This is a genomic window from Amycolatopsis acidiphila, assembly GCF_021391495.1.
GTDB lineage: Bacteria > Actinomycetota > Actinomycetes > Mycobacteriales > Pseudonocardiaceae > Amycolatopsis_E > Amycolatopsis_E acidiphila.
The window spans coordinates 1,345,288-1,360,271 of record NZ_CP090063.1 but is presented as its reverse complement, the minus strand read 5'-3'; the positions used below and the strand labels follow the sequence as shown (position 1 = coordinate 1,360,271).

Genomic DNA, 14,984 nt, shown 5'->3' with positions numbered 1-14,984 from the left:
CGGACTCCTACACGCGGCGTGCGGTCACGAACCGCGGGCGTCCGGTCAGGTCCGGATGGTCCTGGACGTCGGTGAGGACCTTGCGCGAGGCGACGATGGCGGGGGCGGCCGCGCCGTGCGAGTCGTCGTGCTCGACGGCCATGCCCCCACCGGGCTTGAGCAGGCGCGCCGCCGTCGCGACGGCCTGGCGGACGACCGCGAGCCCGGCCTCGGACGCGAACACGGCCTGCGCCGGGTCGTAGTCGATCACTTCGGGCGGCAGCTCGCCGCCAGGCGGTACGTACGGCGGGTTGCACACCACGAGGTCCACGAGACCGTCCAGCTCCGCGAAGATCGTGCTGTCGCCGACATCGCCGGAGTACAGCCGGATCGGGGTGTCGCCCTCCGCGGCGCACGCGTCGGCGTTGTGCCGCGCCCAGGCGAGCGCGGTCGCGTCGATGTCGACGGCGTAGACCACCGCGTCCGGCCGAGCGTGCGCGAGGGCCAGTGCCAGCGCGCCTGAACCGGTGCACAGGTCCACGACCACCGGGTACTCGCGCCCCTTCAGCAGCTTCAGGCCCCATTCGAGGAGCAGCTCGGTCTCGGGTCGCGGGATGAACACACCGGGCCCGACACTGACGGTGATGTCGCCGAGCGCGGCCCAGCCGGTCAGGTGTTGCAGCGGCACCCGCTTGGCGCGCTGCGCCACGAGCTGCCCGATGGACTCGATCACCGGCGGGTCCACCAGCGGGATCAGCGGCAGCCGCCCGCGCTCCACCCCCAGCACGTGGGCGGCGAGCAGCTCGGCGTCGGTCCGGGGCGACGCGACGCCGGCAGCCTCCAGGATCCTGGTCGCCTCGAGGATCGCCAGGCGCAAGGGTTGCCGCTTCACAGCTCTAACTCTGGCACAGCGCGCGGCGGAACACGCGCACCCGGTATCACGACCCGGCGGACGCCAGCCGCTCCTCCCGGTCCGCGTTGGCGAGGGCGTCGAGCACCGCGTCCAGGTCCCCGTCGAGCACCTGGTCGAGGTTGTAGGCCTTGTAGTTGACCCGGTGGTCGGAGATGCGGTTCTCCGGGAAGTTGTACGTGCGCACGCGCTCGGACCGGTCCACCGTGCGGACCTGCGAGCGGCGGGCGTCCGCCGCCTTGCTGGCGGCCTCCTCCTCGGCGAGCGCCTGCAGGCGGGCCTGCAGCACCTGGATGGCCCGCGCCCGGTTCTGGATCTGCGACTTCTCGTTCTGGCAGGACACCACGATCCCGGTCGGCAGGTGCGTCACGCGCACGGCCGAGTCGGTGGTGTTCACGCTCTGCCCACCCGGCCCGGACGAGCGGAACACGTCGATGCGCAGGTCGTTGGGGTCGATCTCCACCTCGACCTCCTCGGGCTCGGGGTAGATCAGCACGCCGGCGGCGGAGGTGTGGATGCGGCCCTGGGACTCGGTCGCCGGTACGCGCTGCACGCGGTGCACCCCGCCCTCGTATTTCAACCGAGCCCAGACGCCGTCGGCGACGGCGTTGTTACCGCCCTTGCTCTTGAGCGAGATGGTGACGTCCTTGTAGCCGCCCAGGTCGGAGTCGACGGAGTCGAGTACTTCGGCCTTCCAGCCGTGCCGCTCGGCGTAGCGCAGGTACATGCGCAGCAGGTCGCCCGCGAACAGCGCGGACTCCTCGCCGCCCTCCCCCGACTTGATCTCCATCACGACGTCCGAGCCGTCGTAGGGGTCGCGCGGCAGCAGCAGCTCGGTCAGCTTGGACTCCAGTGCCGGGATGCGCGCGGATATCTCCTGGGCCTCGGCCGCGAAGCCGGCGTCCTCGTGGGCCAGCTCCTGGGCGGCGGCGAGGTCGCCACGGGCGCTGTCCAGCTCGCCGATGGCCCTGACCACCGGGCTCAGCTCGGCGTAGCGGCGGCCCAGCTTGCGTGCCCGGGTCTGGTCGGCGTGCACCGCCGGGTCCGCGAGCTGTTTCTCCAGCTCGGCGTGCTCGTCGAGCAGTCCACGCAGGGAGGACGAATCCACTTCAAGACCTCTGTTTCGGCAAGAAAAGACCTGGACACGACAGTGCCCAATACAAAAACGGGCGCCCGCCCCCCGGTACCGGGTGGCGGGCGCCGTCGATCAAGCTACTTGGCGTCGGTCTTCTTCTGACGCTTGCCGTAGCGCGCCTCGAAGCGCGCGACCCGGCCACCGGTGTCCAGAATCTTCTGCTTGCCGGTGTAGAACGGGTGGCAGTTGGAGCAGATCTCGACCGTGATGTTGCCGGAGGTCTTGGTGCTCCGCGTGGTGAAGGTGTTACCGCAGCCGCACGTCACCGTGGTCGGGACGTACTCGGGGTGAATACCGCTCTTCATGGGGTCCTCTCTTCGTGGCCGCCGGGTCCCCGCACGCGAGGTGAACCGGAGCCGGACTTCAGCGGATTGATTTTGCCAGACCAGCTGACGTCCCCAACAACGCACCCCGTCCCCGGGCTATTCCGGGGACGGGGCGCGCCGGAGGACGTCAGTCGTCGTCGGTGCCGAGCGCCGTCTTCGAGACCTGCATCAGGAACTCGATGTTGGTCTTGGTCTTGCGCAGGCGGGACAGCAGCAGGTCGATCGCCTGCTGGGAGTCCAGCGCGTGCAGGACCCGGTGCAGCTTGTGGTGCACGGCCAGCTCGTCCGGCGAGAGCAGCAGCTCCTCCTTGCGGGTGCCGGACGGGTTGATGTCGACGGCCGGGAACACCCGCCGCTCGGCGATCTTGCGATCGAGCTTGAGCTCGGCGTTGCCGGTGCCCTTGAACTCCTCGAAGATCACCGTGTCACCGGTGGAGCCGGTCTCCACCATCGCCGTGGCGAAGATGGTCAGCGAGCCGCCGTTCTCGATGTTGCGCGCCGCGCCGAGGAAACGCTTCGGCGGGAACAGCGCTGTCGAGTCGACACCACCGGAGAGGATCCGGCCGGACGCCGGGGCCGCCAGGTTGTACGCACGGCCGAGGCGGGTGATCGAGTCGAGCAGCACCACCACGTCCATGCCCATCTCCACGAGCCGCTTGGCCCGCTCGATGGACAGCTCCGCGACCGAGGTGTGGTCTGACGGCGGCCGGTCGAAGGTCGAGGCGATGACCTCACCCTTCACCGAGCGCTGCATGTCGGTGACCTCTTCCGGACGCTCGTCGACGAGGACGACCATCAGGTGGCACTCGGGGTTGTTCGTGGTGATCGCGTTCGCCACGTCCTGCATGATCGTGGTCTTGCCCGCCTTCGGCGGCGACACGATCAGTGCGCGCTGGCCCTTGCCGACCGGCATCACCAGGTCGATGACGCGGGTGGTCAGCTTGTGCGACTCGGTCTCCAGGCGCAGCCGCTCGTTGGGGTAGAGCGGGGTGAGCTTGGTGAACTCGGGCCGCTTCTTGGCCTGGTCCGGCTCGAGACCGTTGATGTTGTCCACCCGCACCAGCGGGTTGAACTTCTGCCGCTGCTGCTCGCCCTCGCGGGGCTGCTTCACGACACCGGTGATGGCGTCGCCGCGGCGCAGGTTGTACTTGCGGACCAGCGACAGCGAGACGTACACGTCGTTCGGCCCCGGCAGGTAGCCCGAGGTGCGCACGAACGCGTAGTTGTCCAGCACGTCGAGGATGCCGGCGACCGGGAGCAGGACGTCGTCCTCGCGGATCTCGGTGTCCGGGCCGCCGCCCTCACCACGGCCGCTGCCACCGCCGCGACGGCGACGGTCGCGGAACCGGCGGCCGCGACGGCCCCCGTCCTCGTCGTCCCCGTCGGCCGGGCCGCCCTGGCCCTGCTGGCCGCGGCTGTTCTGCGACTGGTTGTTGTTCTGCTGCCGACGCTGGTTGCCACCGCCCTGCTCGCCGCCGCGCTCGCGCTGCGGCTGCTCGGTGCGCTGCTGCGCACCGTCACGCTGGGCGTTGTCCCGCTGGCCGCCGTCACGCTGCCCGCCCTCACGCGGCGAGTTGTCACGCGGGGAGTTGTCGCGCTGGCCGCCCGAGTCGGGGCTGCCCGCGGCACGGCTCGAACCGCGGCGACGACGGCTGCCGCTCTCACGGCGGCCACCGTCCTCACCCTGCTGAGGGGTTTCCTCCGCGGCAGGCCGCTCGGTCACCTTCTCCGCCTGCGGGGCCTTCTCGGCCGGCCGCTCGGCAGCCTTCTCCACGGGCTTCTCCTGCTTCTTCTCGGCAGGCGCGGTCGCCGGGGCGGACGCGGCGATGCCGTCGAAGGGAAGCGTGTCGTCGGACCCGGCGCGCTTGCGCGGCGCCTTGCCCTGGCGCTCACGAATCGCGGCGATGAGGTCGCCCTTGCGCATGCCCTTGGTGTCCCCGACACCCAATTCGGTCGCGAGTTCCCGCAGGTCGGCGATCACCATCCCGGAAAGGCCGCCGGTACGGCGCTTGGGCGCGGTGCCGTTCGCCTGTTCCCCTGATTCCGACGCGGCCGGAGCGGCCTGGGTGTCCAGGTCACCGCTCAAAAGATCGGTGTTGCTCACACATGTCCTTCCTGACCGATCCACGCCTCCAGGTGGATCAGCGGACTACCGCCCGCGTCTGATCGCGCAGCGGTTCGCTACTGCCCGTGCGGCTTCGCCGGGTCGAGACCGGCAGGTCACGGCGGCGGAGCCGCCACACGGGATGCCTGCTCCGAGAGGAGCCTGCTGAATTCGTCACCATGGCCACCGGAAACCCGCCTGAGGTCCATCCCTGCATCAGCTATGCGGAATCATCGGCTTCAACTGAAGATGCGATCCGGGAAGGATCCCCCGGGACCGTCACCGGGTGCGGAACTGCGCACGGTGATCGAACGCCCCCGAGGGTAGACCGACCGGAGTCGTGGTGCAACAACCACCCCCGGCGTGGCGCGAAACCGGCGCAAGGCCGCTATCCCGCCGTGACCTGGACTCCGGCGGAATCCACCGGCAGTTCGGAGACTACGAAACCCTCAACGCCGACCCCTGCCGGGATTATTCCGTCGGTCGTCAGCGCGAGCACTGTCGGTCCCGCGCCGGACACCGTCGCGGCCACCCCGGCGTTACGCAGATCACGTACGAGCCGGGCCGTCGCCGGATAGGCGGGGGCGCGGTAGTGCTGGTGCAGCCGGTCCGCGGTGGCGGGCAGCAGCACGGCGGGATCGCAGGTCAGGGCGTGCACGGCGAGGGCGGCACGGCCCGCGCAGAAGGCGGCGTCGGCGTACGGCACCTCGGTGGGCAGCAGGCCACGGGTGGCCGCGGTGGAGGACTTGACCGCGGGCACGGCCAGCACGGGCCGGATCGACGGGTGCACCCGGAGGCGGTCGGCGAAGAACCGGCCGTCCTCGCACCACGCGATCACGAGCCCGCCGAGCAGGCTCGCGGCCGCGTTGTCGGCGTGGCCCTCGAATTCCGCCGCGAGGTGCACCGCGTCCGGATCGAGTGGTTTCTCCGCGAGCGCATAGCCCGCGGCGACCCCGGAGACCACCGCCGCGGCCGACGAGCCCAGCCCGCGCGCGTGCGGGATCCTGTTGAAACAACGCAGGTGCAGGCCCGGCGGGCGCACCCCGAGCCGCTCACAGGTGCGCCGGATCGCGCGGACCACCAGGTGCGTCTCGTCGGTGGGCACGTCCTCGACACCGCCCGCGCCCGCGTCGATCACCTCGACCTTCAGGCCCGCCTCGATGACCTGCACCTCGATCACGTCGTGCAGGCCCAGTGCCAGCCCCAGCGCGTCGAAGCCGGGGCCCAGGTTGGCCGACGAAGCGGGCACGGTCACCTTGAACGAGGTCATGACAGGTCCAGCGCCGCCGCGACCGCACTGGGGTCGACCGCCAGCGGCTCGACCTCGACGTTGCCCTCCAGCGCGGTCGCCGGGTCCTTCAGGCCGTGGCCGGTCACGGTGCAGACCACTGTCGCGCCCTTGGGCAGCCGCCCGTCCCGGGCGGTCAGCAGAAGGCCGGCGACGCTGGTGGCCGAGGACGGCTCGACGAACACGCCCTCCTTGCGCGCCAGCAGCCGGTACGCGTCGAGGATCTGCTCGTCGGTGACCTTCTCGAACAGGCCGCCGGAGGCGTTGCGGGCGTTGACCGCGCCCTGCCACGAGGCTGGGCTGCCGATCCGGATCGCGGTGGCGATGGTGTCGGGATCCTTCACCGGCTCGCCGAGCACGAGCGGCGCGGCACCGGCGGCCTGGAAGCCGAACATCCGCGGCGTCGAATCGACGATCCCGTCCGCCGCGTATCCGGTGTAGCCGGCCCAGTAGGCAGTGATGTTTCCCGCATTCCCGACCGGCAGGCAGTGCACGTCGGGCGCCTTGCCGAGCACGTCGCACACCTCGTACGCCGCGGTGCGCTGCCCGATGAGGCGGACCGGGTTGACCGAGTTGACCAGTGTGACCGGATGGTCGATCGCGGTCTTGCGGGCGAGCTCGAGGCAGTCGTCGAAGTTGCCGTCGACCTGCAGGATCCGGGCGCCGTGCAGGACCGCCTGGGCGAGCTTGCCCATCGCGATCTTGCCCTGCGGGACGAGCACCGCGCAGGTGAGCCCGGCCCGCGCGGCGTAGGCGGCGGCCGAGGCGGAGGTGTTGCCCGTGGAGGCGCAGATGACGGCCTTGAGCCCGCTGGCCAGCGCGTGCGTGATGGCCACCGTCATCCCGCGGTCCTTGAACGAGCCGGTGGGGTTGGCGCCTTCGACCTTCAGGTGCACCTCGGCGCCGGTGAGCTCGGACAGGTGCGGCGCGGGCATCAGCGGCGTGTTTCCCTCGCCGAGGGTGACCACCTTGGCCCCCGCCGGGATCGGCACCCGGTCGGCATAGGCTTCGATGATCCCTGGCCAGCCGGGCTTTGCGTTCATCAGTCTTCGCCTTCCACGCGCATCACGCTGACCACTTCGTGCACCACGTCCATCTTCCCGATCGCCTCGATCGTCGCCTCGAGGGCCGCGTCAGGTGCGAGGTGCGTCACGATCACCAGGCTCGCCGTGGACAGCCGGTCGCGCTGACGCACCGCGGCGATGCTCACCCCGTGGTTCGCGAAGACCTGCGCGACCTGGGCCAGCACACCCGGCTTGTCGGCCACGTCGAGGCTGACGTGGTAGCGCGTCGGGGTCTGCCCCATCGGCCGCACCGGCAGGTTCGCGTGGGCCGACTCGCGGGGACCGCGGCCGCCGAGCACGCGGTTGCGCGCCACGGCGACGAGGTCGCCCAGGACCGCGCTGGCCGTCGGCGCGCCGCCGGCGCCCTGACCGTAGAACATCAGCTCGCCCGCGGCGTCCGCCTCGACGAACACCGCGTTGAAGGCACCGCCGACGCCCGCCAGCGGGTGGCTGCGCGGGATCATCACCGGATGCACGCGGGCCGAGACCGACTCGGCACCGTCGTCGGCCGTCACCCGCTCGCAGATCGCGAGGAGCTTCACCGTGCGTCCTAGGGCTTTCGCGGCCGCGATGTCGGACGCGGTGACCCTGGAGATCCCTTCGCGGTGCACGTCCGCGGCCGTCACCCGGCTGTGGAACGCCAGCGACGCGAGGATCGCGGCCTTCGAGGCCGCGTCGTAACCGTCCACATCGGCCGTCGGATCCGCCTCGGCGTAGCCGAGCCGGCTGGCCTCGTCGAGGGTCTCGGCGTAGCCGGCCCCCGTCGAGTCCATTGCGGACAGGATGAAGTTCGTGGTGCCGTTGACGATGCCCATCACCTTCGTGATGCGGTCACCGGCGAGCGACTCGCGCAGCGGGCGCAGCAGCGGGATGGCGCCGGCGACGGAGGCCTCGAAGTACAGGTCCGCACCGGCGGCGTCGGCGGCCTCGGACAGCTCCGCGGAGTACTCGGCGAGCAGCGCCTTGTTCGCCGTGACGACCGACTTCCCCTTGCGCAGCGCGGTGAGCAGCCAGGTGCGGACCGGTTCGATCCCGCCGATCAGCTCGACCACGACGTCCACATCGGACTCGACCAGCGCGGCCGCGTCCGGGGTGAGCAGGTGCTGCGGCAGCTCGGGATGCTTGTCCGGGCGGCGCACCGCGATACCGGCCAGCTCGACCGGGGCGCCGGCGCGCGCCGCGAGCTCGTCCGCCTGCTCGGTGAGCAGCCGGGCGACCTCACTGCCCACCGTGCCGCAGCCGAGCAGAGCCACCCGGACGGGTGCGGTGTTGGTTCCGGCCCCCTGGCGGGGGCCCACCCCCATCTCGGCGTCCGCTTTGGACAGTGCGGAGCTCACGACACCTCCAGGTTCAGCATGTCCTCGACGGTCTCCCGGCGCAGCAGCAACCGCGCGCTGCCGTTGCGCACCGCGACCACCGCGGGACGCGGCTGCCGGTTGTAGTTGCTGGCCATCGAATAGCAGTAGGCGCCCGTCGCGGCGAGGGCGAGCAGGTCGCCGGGGGCGAGCGTGTCGGGCAGCCAGCAGTCGCGGACGACGATGTCACCGGACTCGCAGTGCTTGCCCACCACCCGGGACAGGGCCGCGGCGACCGCGCCGTCCCCCTCGTCGGCCGAGCGGGACACCAGGCGGCAGTCGTAGGTCGCGTCGTAGAGCGCCGTGCGAATGTTGTCGCTCATCCCGCCGTCGACGCTGACGTACCGGCGGCTTTCGTCGTCCCCCAGCGAAACGTCCTTGATCGTGCCGACCTCGTACAGCGTGATCGTGCCGGGACCGGCGATCGCGCGGCCGGGCTCCCCCGCGATCCGGGGCACCGGCAGGCCCGCGAACTCGCACTCCTTGCGCACGATCTCGCGGATCTGGGTGACCATCTGCGCGGGCGGCGGCGGGTTGTCCTTGTCCGTGTAGGCGATGCCGAAGCCACCGCCCAGGTCCACCATGGACAGCTGCTCGATCAGCTCGTCGCCGTGCTCCTTGCGCAGCTCGGCGAGCAGCCCGACCACCCGGCGTGCGGCGACCTCGAAACCGTCGGAGTCGAAGATCTGCGAGCCGATGTGGCTGTGCAGGCCGACCAGCTTGAGCGAGGACGCGTTGAGCACCCGGCGCACCGCCTCCGCCGCGTCCCCGGCGGCGAGCGAGAAGCCGAACTTCTGGTCCTCGTGCGCCGTCGCGATGAACTCGTGCGTGTGCGCCTCGACGCCGACCGTGACGCGCACGAGCACGTTCTGCACGACGTCGTGACGGGCGGCGACGTCGGCGAGGCGGGCGATCTCGTAGAACGAGTCGAGCACGACGGTGCCCACGCCCGCGTCCACCGCGGCCTCCAGCTCCGCGACGGACTTGTTGTTGCCGTGGAAGGTGATCCGCTCCGCCGGGAACCCGGCGTGCAGCGCCACGGCGAGCTCTCCCCCGCTGGCGACGTCCAGGCTCAGCCCCTGCGCCGCGACCCAGCGGGCCACCTCGGTGCACAGGAAGGCCTTGGACGCGTAGTGCACCAGCGTCGGGTCGTCGAACGCCTCGGCGTACTCCGCGCACCGCGACTTGAAGTCGGCCTCGTCGACCACGAACAGCGGCGTGCCGTACGTCGCGGCGAGCTCGCGGACGTCGACCCCGGCGATGCGCACGACGCCGTCCGGCGCACGGTAGGTGTTGCGCGGCCACACCTTCGGGTACAGCCGGTCGAGCTCGTCCGCCGAAGCGGGCGGGAACCCGGACGTGTCCGCGTGCGGGCGCACATCGGCATGGCGAGGACCTGCGGGGTGGACCATGAGTTACATCCGTTCCGGGGCGGAGACACCGAGCAGCTGCAGACCGTTGGCGAAAACCTGGCGCGCGGCGTCGCACAGGGCGAGCCGGGCGAAGGTCAGCGGAGTCGCCTCCTCGTCGCCCTTCGGCAGCACCTGGGCGACCGTGTAGAACTTGTGGAACATGCTCGCCAGGCTCTCCAGGTAGCGCGCCACCCGGTGCGGCTCGCGCAGCTCGGCCGCCTTGCGCACGATCTTCGGGAACTCGTCGATCGTCCGGATCAGGTCGCCCTCCTGGGGGAGGGTGAGCAGACCCAGCTCGGCGCCGGCGTCCGGCTTCAGGCCGAGGTCCGCGGCGTTGCGCTGCAGCGAGGCCAGCCTGGCGTGCGCGTACTGCACGTAGTAGACCGGGTTTTCGTTGCTGTGCTTGCGAAGCAGGTCCAGGTCGACATCGATGCCCGAGTCCACCGAGTAGCGCGTCAGCTCGTAGCGCGCGGCGTCCACGCCGACGGCCTCGACCAGGTCCTCCATGGTGATCACGGTGCCCGCCCGCTTGCTCATCCGGACCGGCTTGCCGTCGCTGACCAGGTTCACCAGCTGGCCGATGAGCACCTCGACCACGCCGGGGTCCTGCCCCATCGCCGCCGCGGCCGCCTTGAGCCGGGCGATGTAGCCGTGGTGGTCCGCGCCGAGCATGTAGATGCACAGGTCGAAGCCGCGGCTGATCTTGTCCTGCAGGTACGCGATGTCGCCCGCGATGTACGCCGGCGCGCCGTCGCTCTTGATGACCACCCGGTCCTTGTCGTCGCCGAACTCGGTGGAGCGCAGCCACCAGGCGCCGTCGGCGAGGTAGAGCCTGCCGGACTCCTTCAGCTGCTCGACCGCGCGCTGGACCGCGCCGCTCTCGTGCAGCGAGCCCTCGTGGAAGTAGACGTCGAAGTCGGTGCCGAACTCGTGCAGGCTCTGCTTGATCTCGGTGAACATCAGCTCGATGCCGATGCGCCGGAACGTCTCGTGCCGCTCGGCTTCCGGCAGCGACAGCGCACTGGGCTCCTGACGCAGTACCTCGGCGGCGATGTCGGAGATGTAGCCGCCCGCATAACCGTCCTCGGGTGCGGGCTCGCCCTTCGCGGCGGCGATCAGGGACCGGACGAACCGGTCGATCTGCGCGCCCGCGTCGTTGAAGTAGTACTCCCGGGTCACCTCGGCGCCCTGTGCGGCGAGGATGCGGCCCAGCGCGTCACCCACCGCGGCCCAGCGGGTGCCACCGAGGTGGACCGGGCCGGTGGGGTTGGCCGATACGAACTCGAGGTTGATCCTGCGGCCGGTCAGCGCATCGCCGGTGCCGTAGCGCTCTCCCGCGGCGAGCACCTGGCGCACCTGCTCGCCCTGCGCGTCGGCGGCGAGCCGGAAGTTGAGGAAGCCGGGGCCCGCGACCTCGGCGCTCTCGACGCCGTCGGCCTTGGCGACCTCGTCGGCCAGCGCCTGGGCGAACTCGCGCGGCGGCAACCCGACTTTCTTCGCTACCTGCAGCGCCAGGTTGGTGGCGTAATCTCCGTGCTCGGGGTTGCGGGGTCGCTCGATCGTCACGACGGCGGGCAGGACGGCGTGATCGAGGTCACGCGCGGTCAGCACCTGCACGGCGGACGAGCGGACGAGTTCGGCAAGCACGGCGGGAGTCACCACGCGAGTGTATGTGGCCGTTGACATCGCTCTGACATGCAGTCCCTACACTCCACCCTGGGTTAATTCGATTTTCGACCGGATGCGGGAGCCATGGCCAGCGGCACGAAGAAGAAGGCCTCGTCGAAGAACGCCGTCAGAGCGGCACGCAGCTCGGTGGTGACCAAGCGGGGCTTCCCGTGGGGCACGGTCATCGCGGTCGTCGCCGTCGTGGCGCTCGCCGCCGTGGTCGTCACCTACTACCTGGTGCAGTCCGCGCCCAAGCGCGCGCTCGCCGACTGGGTGCCCAGCGCCTCGAACCCCGATCCGTCGCTGAAGCTCCAGGGCATCGTGACCGTCGAGTACAAGGGCAGCGTGCACGTGCTGCCGACCGAGCGCGTCGCCTACGACCACTCGCCGCCGTTCGGCGGGCCGCACGACGGGTACTGGGCCGCGTGCACCGGCATCGTCTACCCCAAGGCCGTGCGCACCGAGAACATGGTCCACTCGCTCGAACACGGCGCGGTGTGGATCGCCTACAACCCGGACCAGGTCACGGGTGACGCGCTGAACACGCTCAAGGCCAAGGTCGAGGGCAAGCCGTACACGATGATGTCGCCCTACCCCGGGCTCGACAAGCCGATCTCGCTGCAGTCCTGGGGCCACCAGCTCAAGGTGGACAGCGCCGACGACCAGCGGGTCGACGAGTTCATCACCGCGCTGCGCACCAACCAGAACACCTACCCCGAGGTCGGCGCCTCCTGCGACGCGCTCGGGCCGGGCGCGTTCGACCCGGACAACCCGCCGCCGTTCGACCCGACCCCGCCCGGACCGGACGCCAAGCCGATGAACTACCAGGGCTCGACCGGCACCCAGCAGGACATGGGCGCGGGCTCGACGGCGCCCTCCGCCCCCGCCGCCCCCGGGAGCCACACGCCCTGATGACCGAACCCGAAGAAGCTCCCGCGCAGTCGTCGTTCTCGCGCCCGGTGGTGATCGGCGCGGCAGTCGTCGCCGTGCTGCTGCTGGGCGCGGTGCTCGGGATGTTCCTGACCCAGCGGGCGCTCAACTCGTCCGAGCCGGCCACTCCCGCGGCCGGCTCGGTCGAGGTCGGGTTCGCACAGGACATGTCGGTGCACCACCTGCAGGCCGTGACCATGGCGAACTGGGAGCGGGACCACAGCACGGACCCGCAGGTCCGGCAGCTGGCCTTCGACATCCAGAGCACGCAGCTGGAGCAGGTCGGCCGGATGAAGGGTTGGCTCATGCTGTGGGGTCAGCCCGAGCAGACCACGGGCGCGTACATGACGTGGATGACGCAGTCCGGTGGGCACGACATGGCCGGGATGGGGATGCCGTCGCCGGGCGCGTCGTCGAGCGACGCGCCGATGCCCGGGATGGCGACGAACGCGGAGCTGACGAGGCTGCGGTCGCTGTCGGGCAGGGATCTGGACGTGTACTTCCTGCAGCTGATGCTGCGGCACCACCAGGGCGGCACGGCGATGGCGCAGTACGCGCACGACCACACGTCCGTCGCGGCGGTGAAGGCGCTGACGCAGAGCATCCTGGACTCGCAGGGCGCGGAGATCGTGCTGATGAAGCAGATGCTCGCCGCTCGGGACGCTCAGCCGCTGTAGCTCACCAGGACAGCTCTTCGCACCGCTTGGCCGATTCGCACGGCTCGATCTGCAGTGTGGCGTGCTTGATGTCGTAGGTGTTCGCCAGCACGTTCTGCGCCTGGGCGAGCACCTGCGCGGGTTCGGCGTGCTGCTCGACGGCGAGGTGCGCGGAGGCGACCTCCATGCCCGAGGTGAGCGTCCACACGTGCAGGTCGTGCACGTCCCGCACGCCGGCGAGCGCCGCGAGCTCCGCCGCGATGCCCTCGACGTCGACCTCCGCCGGGGCGTGCTGGAAGAGGATCCGCAGGGCGCGGCGCGCGAGCAGTGCCGTGCGTGGAAGCACGAACAGGCCGATCGCGACACCGATGATCGGGTCGGCGTAGCGCCAGCCGGTGGTGAGCGTGACCGCGCCGCTCACGAGGACGCCCACGGAACCGATGAGGTCGGCGAGCACCTCGAGGTAGGCGCCCCGGACGTTGAGGCTCTCCTTGGCGCCGGAGCGCAGGAGCGTGAACGCCGCGAGGTTGGCGAGCAGCCCGGCGACGGCCGTGGCGAGGACCGGGAGGCCCGGCACCGCGGGCGGGTCGGTGACGCGCTGGACGGCCTCGACGAGCACGTACCCGGCGACGCCGAACAGGAGGACGGCGTTGCCGAGGGCGGCCAGCACCTCCGCGCGGTAGAGGCCGAAGGTGCGACGATAGGTCGGCCCGCTGCGCCGCGCGAGGACGATCGCCGTGAGGGCCATCCCGAGGCCGAAGACGTCGGTGAGCATGTGGGCGGCGTCGGAGATCAGGGCGAGTGAGCCGGTGAGGACACCGACCACGACCTCGAGCAGGAAGAAGACGGCGCCGATCCCGAGCGCCGCGACGAGGCGGGGCAGGTACCGCCCGGAGGCACTGGGGACGCCGTGCCCGTGACCATGTCCCATGGCGCTGCCTCCTCTCGCTCAACATATAGCGACATGCGCATGTATGCAAGGCAGGCTAGCCTTACTCGCTGCGGAAGGTACCGCGCTGGGCCGTTTCGTGCATGGGGTGCCCACCACGTGGTGGCGGGGATGCGCTAGGCTTCTCACGTCGCACAGCGATGGGCCCTCGTAGCTCAGGGGATAGAGCACTGCCCTCCGGAGGCAGGTGTCGCAGGTTCGAATCCTGCCGAGGGCACAGTTTGTTTACCTGCGTATTTGCGCTCTCACCGGCCTAGACGCCGATCCATGGCGTCGTTGAGCGCCAACTGGCCTACGCGCCGAACGAGACCTGGGGCGAGGACGAGCCAGGGAGTCGCATCGGAGCAATCGCTCCGGCATGCAGCTCATCAAATCCGTCGTCAAAGACGTTGAGGCGATCGGTCTCGCAATTACCACGAAGAATCCTGTGGCCGCGAGAATGTGCCGCGTAGCTACTCGTAAAGCCCTCGAAGGAGCGGCTGGCGCGAATCAGCTCGTCCAATCGGAACTGCGGCATGCGTATCTGGACCACCTCGGGCTTGGTTCGAAGAACAGCTGACCTACAGCGTATCCGACAAACCGGTCGACCAGTGGTGGTCCTACCGACCGAAGGGACGAAAACGAGCACCGGGATGTCTGGAACGCGAAGCGCGGCTTGGTCATCTGGGCGATCGAGCAGATCCGTGACCCGGTCACGGATGAAGACCTCGAGCAGAAACTGGGCGAATGGCTGGCGGTCGACTACTGCCTGTTCTCGTTGAGCGAATTCACCGAGCCCGTGGTCGAAGAACTCCTCACCCAAATCCGCGACTGGCTTTCCGCCGTCAACAGCCAGCGGCTAGCTGAGGGACGGCTCGAACTCCGGCCATCACTCAGCTAAGTGGCGCGCCACCGCTTGACAACAACCGAGCCAGTTCCAGCGGACGAGGCAGGCGAAATTCCTCCCCCTCCCACTTTTAACTTATAACGCACCCGGGGGCTTGCGGCAAGACCCGGGTCGTGGCGCAGAATCGTCGGCCGATGCCACAACCTGCGGAAATGGGGGCACGACGTTGTTGTCGAAGTATGGGGGACGCGGTGAAGTGGAACCGGCAGTGCAGTCGCGGGCGCTCGGCGCTGAGGTGCGGGGGTGCGCGCCCGTGAGGACGTGCTCGACAAGAAGTCCGACAGAGGCGCCGGTCATTCGATCTGCCGCCCCAATACAACTG

The 14,984-nt window shown here is 70.2% G+C and carries 13 protein-coding genes and 1 tRNA gene; 4 read left to right on the top strand and 10 right to left on the bottom strand.

The features are described 5' to 3' along the window. Nucleotides 1–7: 7 nt before the first annotated feature. The 9 genes from prmC to argS form a co-directional block, all read right to left on the bottom strand. On the bottom strand, nt 8–871 hold the full coding sequence (gene prmC / locus LWP59_RS06570) for a peptide chain release factor N(5)-glutamine methyltransferase (RefSeq protein WP_144640262.1): 864 nt from the start codon (nt 869–871) through the stop codon (nt 8–10). 46 nt (nt 872–917) lie between these two features. After that, nucleotides 918–1,997 carry a peptide chain release factor 1 gene (gene prfA, locus LWP59_RS06565; protein WP_144640265.1) on the bottom strand — a complete coding sequence of 360 codons (1,080 nt, stop codon included), beginning with the start codon at nt 1,995–1,997 and terminating at the stop codon, nt 918–920. 104 nt (nt 1,998–2,101) lie between these two features. Next, on the bottom strand, nt 2,102–2,329 hold the full coding sequence (gene rpmE, locus LWP59_RS06560; RefSeq protein WP_144640268.1) for a 50S ribosomal protein L31: 228 nt from the start codon (nt 2,327–2,329) through the stop codon (nt 2,102–2,104). Between the two features lie 148 nt (nt 2,330–2,477). After that, nucleotides 2,478–4,454 (bottom strand): transcription termination factor Rho, encoded by a 1,977-nt coding sequence (rho, locus tag LWP59_RS06555; RefSeq protein WP_186383304.1) that lies wholly within the window; start codon nt 4,452–4,454, stop codon nt 2,478–2,480. Nucleotides 4,455–4,842: 388 nt separating this feature from the next. Further along, entirely contained in the window at nt 4,843–5,724 is an 882-nt protein-coding gene (gene thrB, locus LWP59_RS06550; RefSeq protein WP_144640271.1) for a homoserine kinase, read from the bottom strand. After that, nucleotides 5,721–6,785, bottom strand: coding sequence for a threonine synthase (gene thrC / locus LWP59_RS06545; protein ID WP_144640274.1), 1,065 nt, complete (start codon nt 6,783–6,785; stop codon nt 5,721–5,723). Before thrC ends, thrB begins: the two co-directional genes overlap by 4 nt. Continuing rightward, nucleotides 6,785–8,110, bottom strand: a complete 1,326-nt coding sequence (locus LWP59_RS06540; RefSeq protein WP_144640305.1) for a homoserine dehydrogenase — start codon at nt 8,108–8,110, stop codon at nt 6,785–6,787. Before LWP59_RS06540 ends, thrC begins: the two co-directional genes overlap by 1 nt. Nucleotides 8,111–8,139: 29 nt before the next feature. Continuing rightward, nucleotides 8,140–9,573, bottom strand: coding sequence for a diaminopimelate decarboxylase (gene lysA / locus LWP59_RS06535; protein WP_144640276.1), 1,434 nt, complete (start codon nt 9,571–9,573; stop codon nt 8,140–8,142). Between the two features lie 3 nt (nt 9,574–9,576). Then, on the bottom strand, nt 9,577–11,232 hold the full coding sequence (gene argS / locus LWP59_RS06530) for an arginine--tRNA ligase (RefSeq protein ID WP_144640279.1): 1,656 nt from the start codon (nt 11,230–11,232) through the stop codon (nt 9,577–9,579). 93 nt (nt 11,233–11,325) lie between these two features. Between argS and LWP59_RS06525 the strand changes: the two genes are divergently transcribed. Both LWP59_RS06525 and LWP59_RS06520 read left to right on the top strand, forming a co-directional pair. Then, nucleotides 11,326–12,153 (top strand): DUF3105 domain-containing protein, encoded by an 828-nt coding sequence (locus LWP59_RS06525; RefSeq protein ID WP_191334837.1) that lies wholly within the window; start codon nt 11,326–11,328, stop codon nt 12,151–12,153. Beyond that, the gene (locus LWP59_RS06520) at nt 12,153–12,848 is read left to right on the top strand and encodes a DUF305 domain-containing protein (RefSeq protein WP_144639822.1); all 696 of its coding nucleotides are present in this window, start codon (nt 12,153–12,155) and stop codon (nt 12,846–12,848) included. The genes LWP59_RS06525 and LWP59_RS06520 overlap by 1 nt, the downstream gene beginning before the upstream one ends. A 1-nt stretch (nt 12,849) precedes the next feature. On the opposite strand, the gene LWP59_RS06515 is transcribed toward LWP59_RS06520, so the two are convergent. Further along, on the bottom strand, nt 12,850–13,758 hold the full coding sequence (locus LWP59_RS06515; RefSeq protein ID WP_144639819.1) for a cation diffusion facilitator family transporter: 909 nt from the start codon (nt 13,756–13,758) through the stop codon (nt 12,850–12,852). Nucleotides 13,759–13,920: 162 nt separating this feature from the next. Between LWP59_RS06515 and LWP59_RS06510 the strand changes: the two genes are divergently transcribed. Beyond that, nucleotides 13,921–13,993 (top strand) — tRNA-Arg (locus tag LWP59_RS06510). Between the two features lie 438 nt (nt 13,994–14,431). Then, complete coding sequence (locus tag LWP59_RS06505) at nt 14,432–14,656, top strand: hypothetical protein (protein ID WP_144639817.1); 225 nt, start codon at nt 14,432–14,434, stop codon at nt 14,654–14,656. The last annotated feature ends 328 nt before the right edge of the window (nt 14,657–14,984 follow it).

Excerpts from the sequence above, each read along its gene's own strand:
- LWP59_RS06520 (WP_144639822.1), top strand. The coding sequence starts at position 12,153 with ATGACCGAACCCGAAGAAGCTCCCGCGCAGTCGTCGTTCTCGCGCCCG.
- lysA (WP_144640276.1), bottom strand. The coding sequence starts at position 9,573 with ATGGTCCACCCCGCAGGTCCTCGCCATGCCGATGTGCGCCCGCACGCG.
- thrB (WP_144640271.1), bottom strand. The coding sequence starts at position 5,724 with ATGACCTCGTTCAAGGTGACCGTGCCCGCTTCGTCGGCCAACCTGGGC.
- thrC (WP_144640274.1), bottom strand. The coding sequence starts at position 6,785 with ATGAACGCAAAGCCCGGCTGGCCAGGGATCATCGAAGCCTATGCCGAC.
- LWP59_RS06540 (WP_144640305.1), bottom strand. The coding sequence starts at position 8,110 with ATGGGGGTGGGCCCCCGCCAGGGGGCCGGAACCAACACCGCACCCGTC.
- LWP59_RS06525 (WP_191334837.1), top strand. The coding sequence starts at position 11,326 with ATGGCCAGCGGCACGAAGAAGAAGGCCTCGTCGAAGAACGCCGTCAGA.
- rpmE (WP_144640268.1), bottom strand. The coding sequence starts at position 2,329 with ATGAAGAGCGGTATTCACCCCGAGTACGTCCCGACCACGGTGACGTGC.
- LWP59_RS06515 (WP_144639819.1), bottom strand. The coding sequence starts at position 13,758 with ATGGGACATGGTCACGGGCACGGCGTCCCCAGTGCCTCCGGGCGGTAC.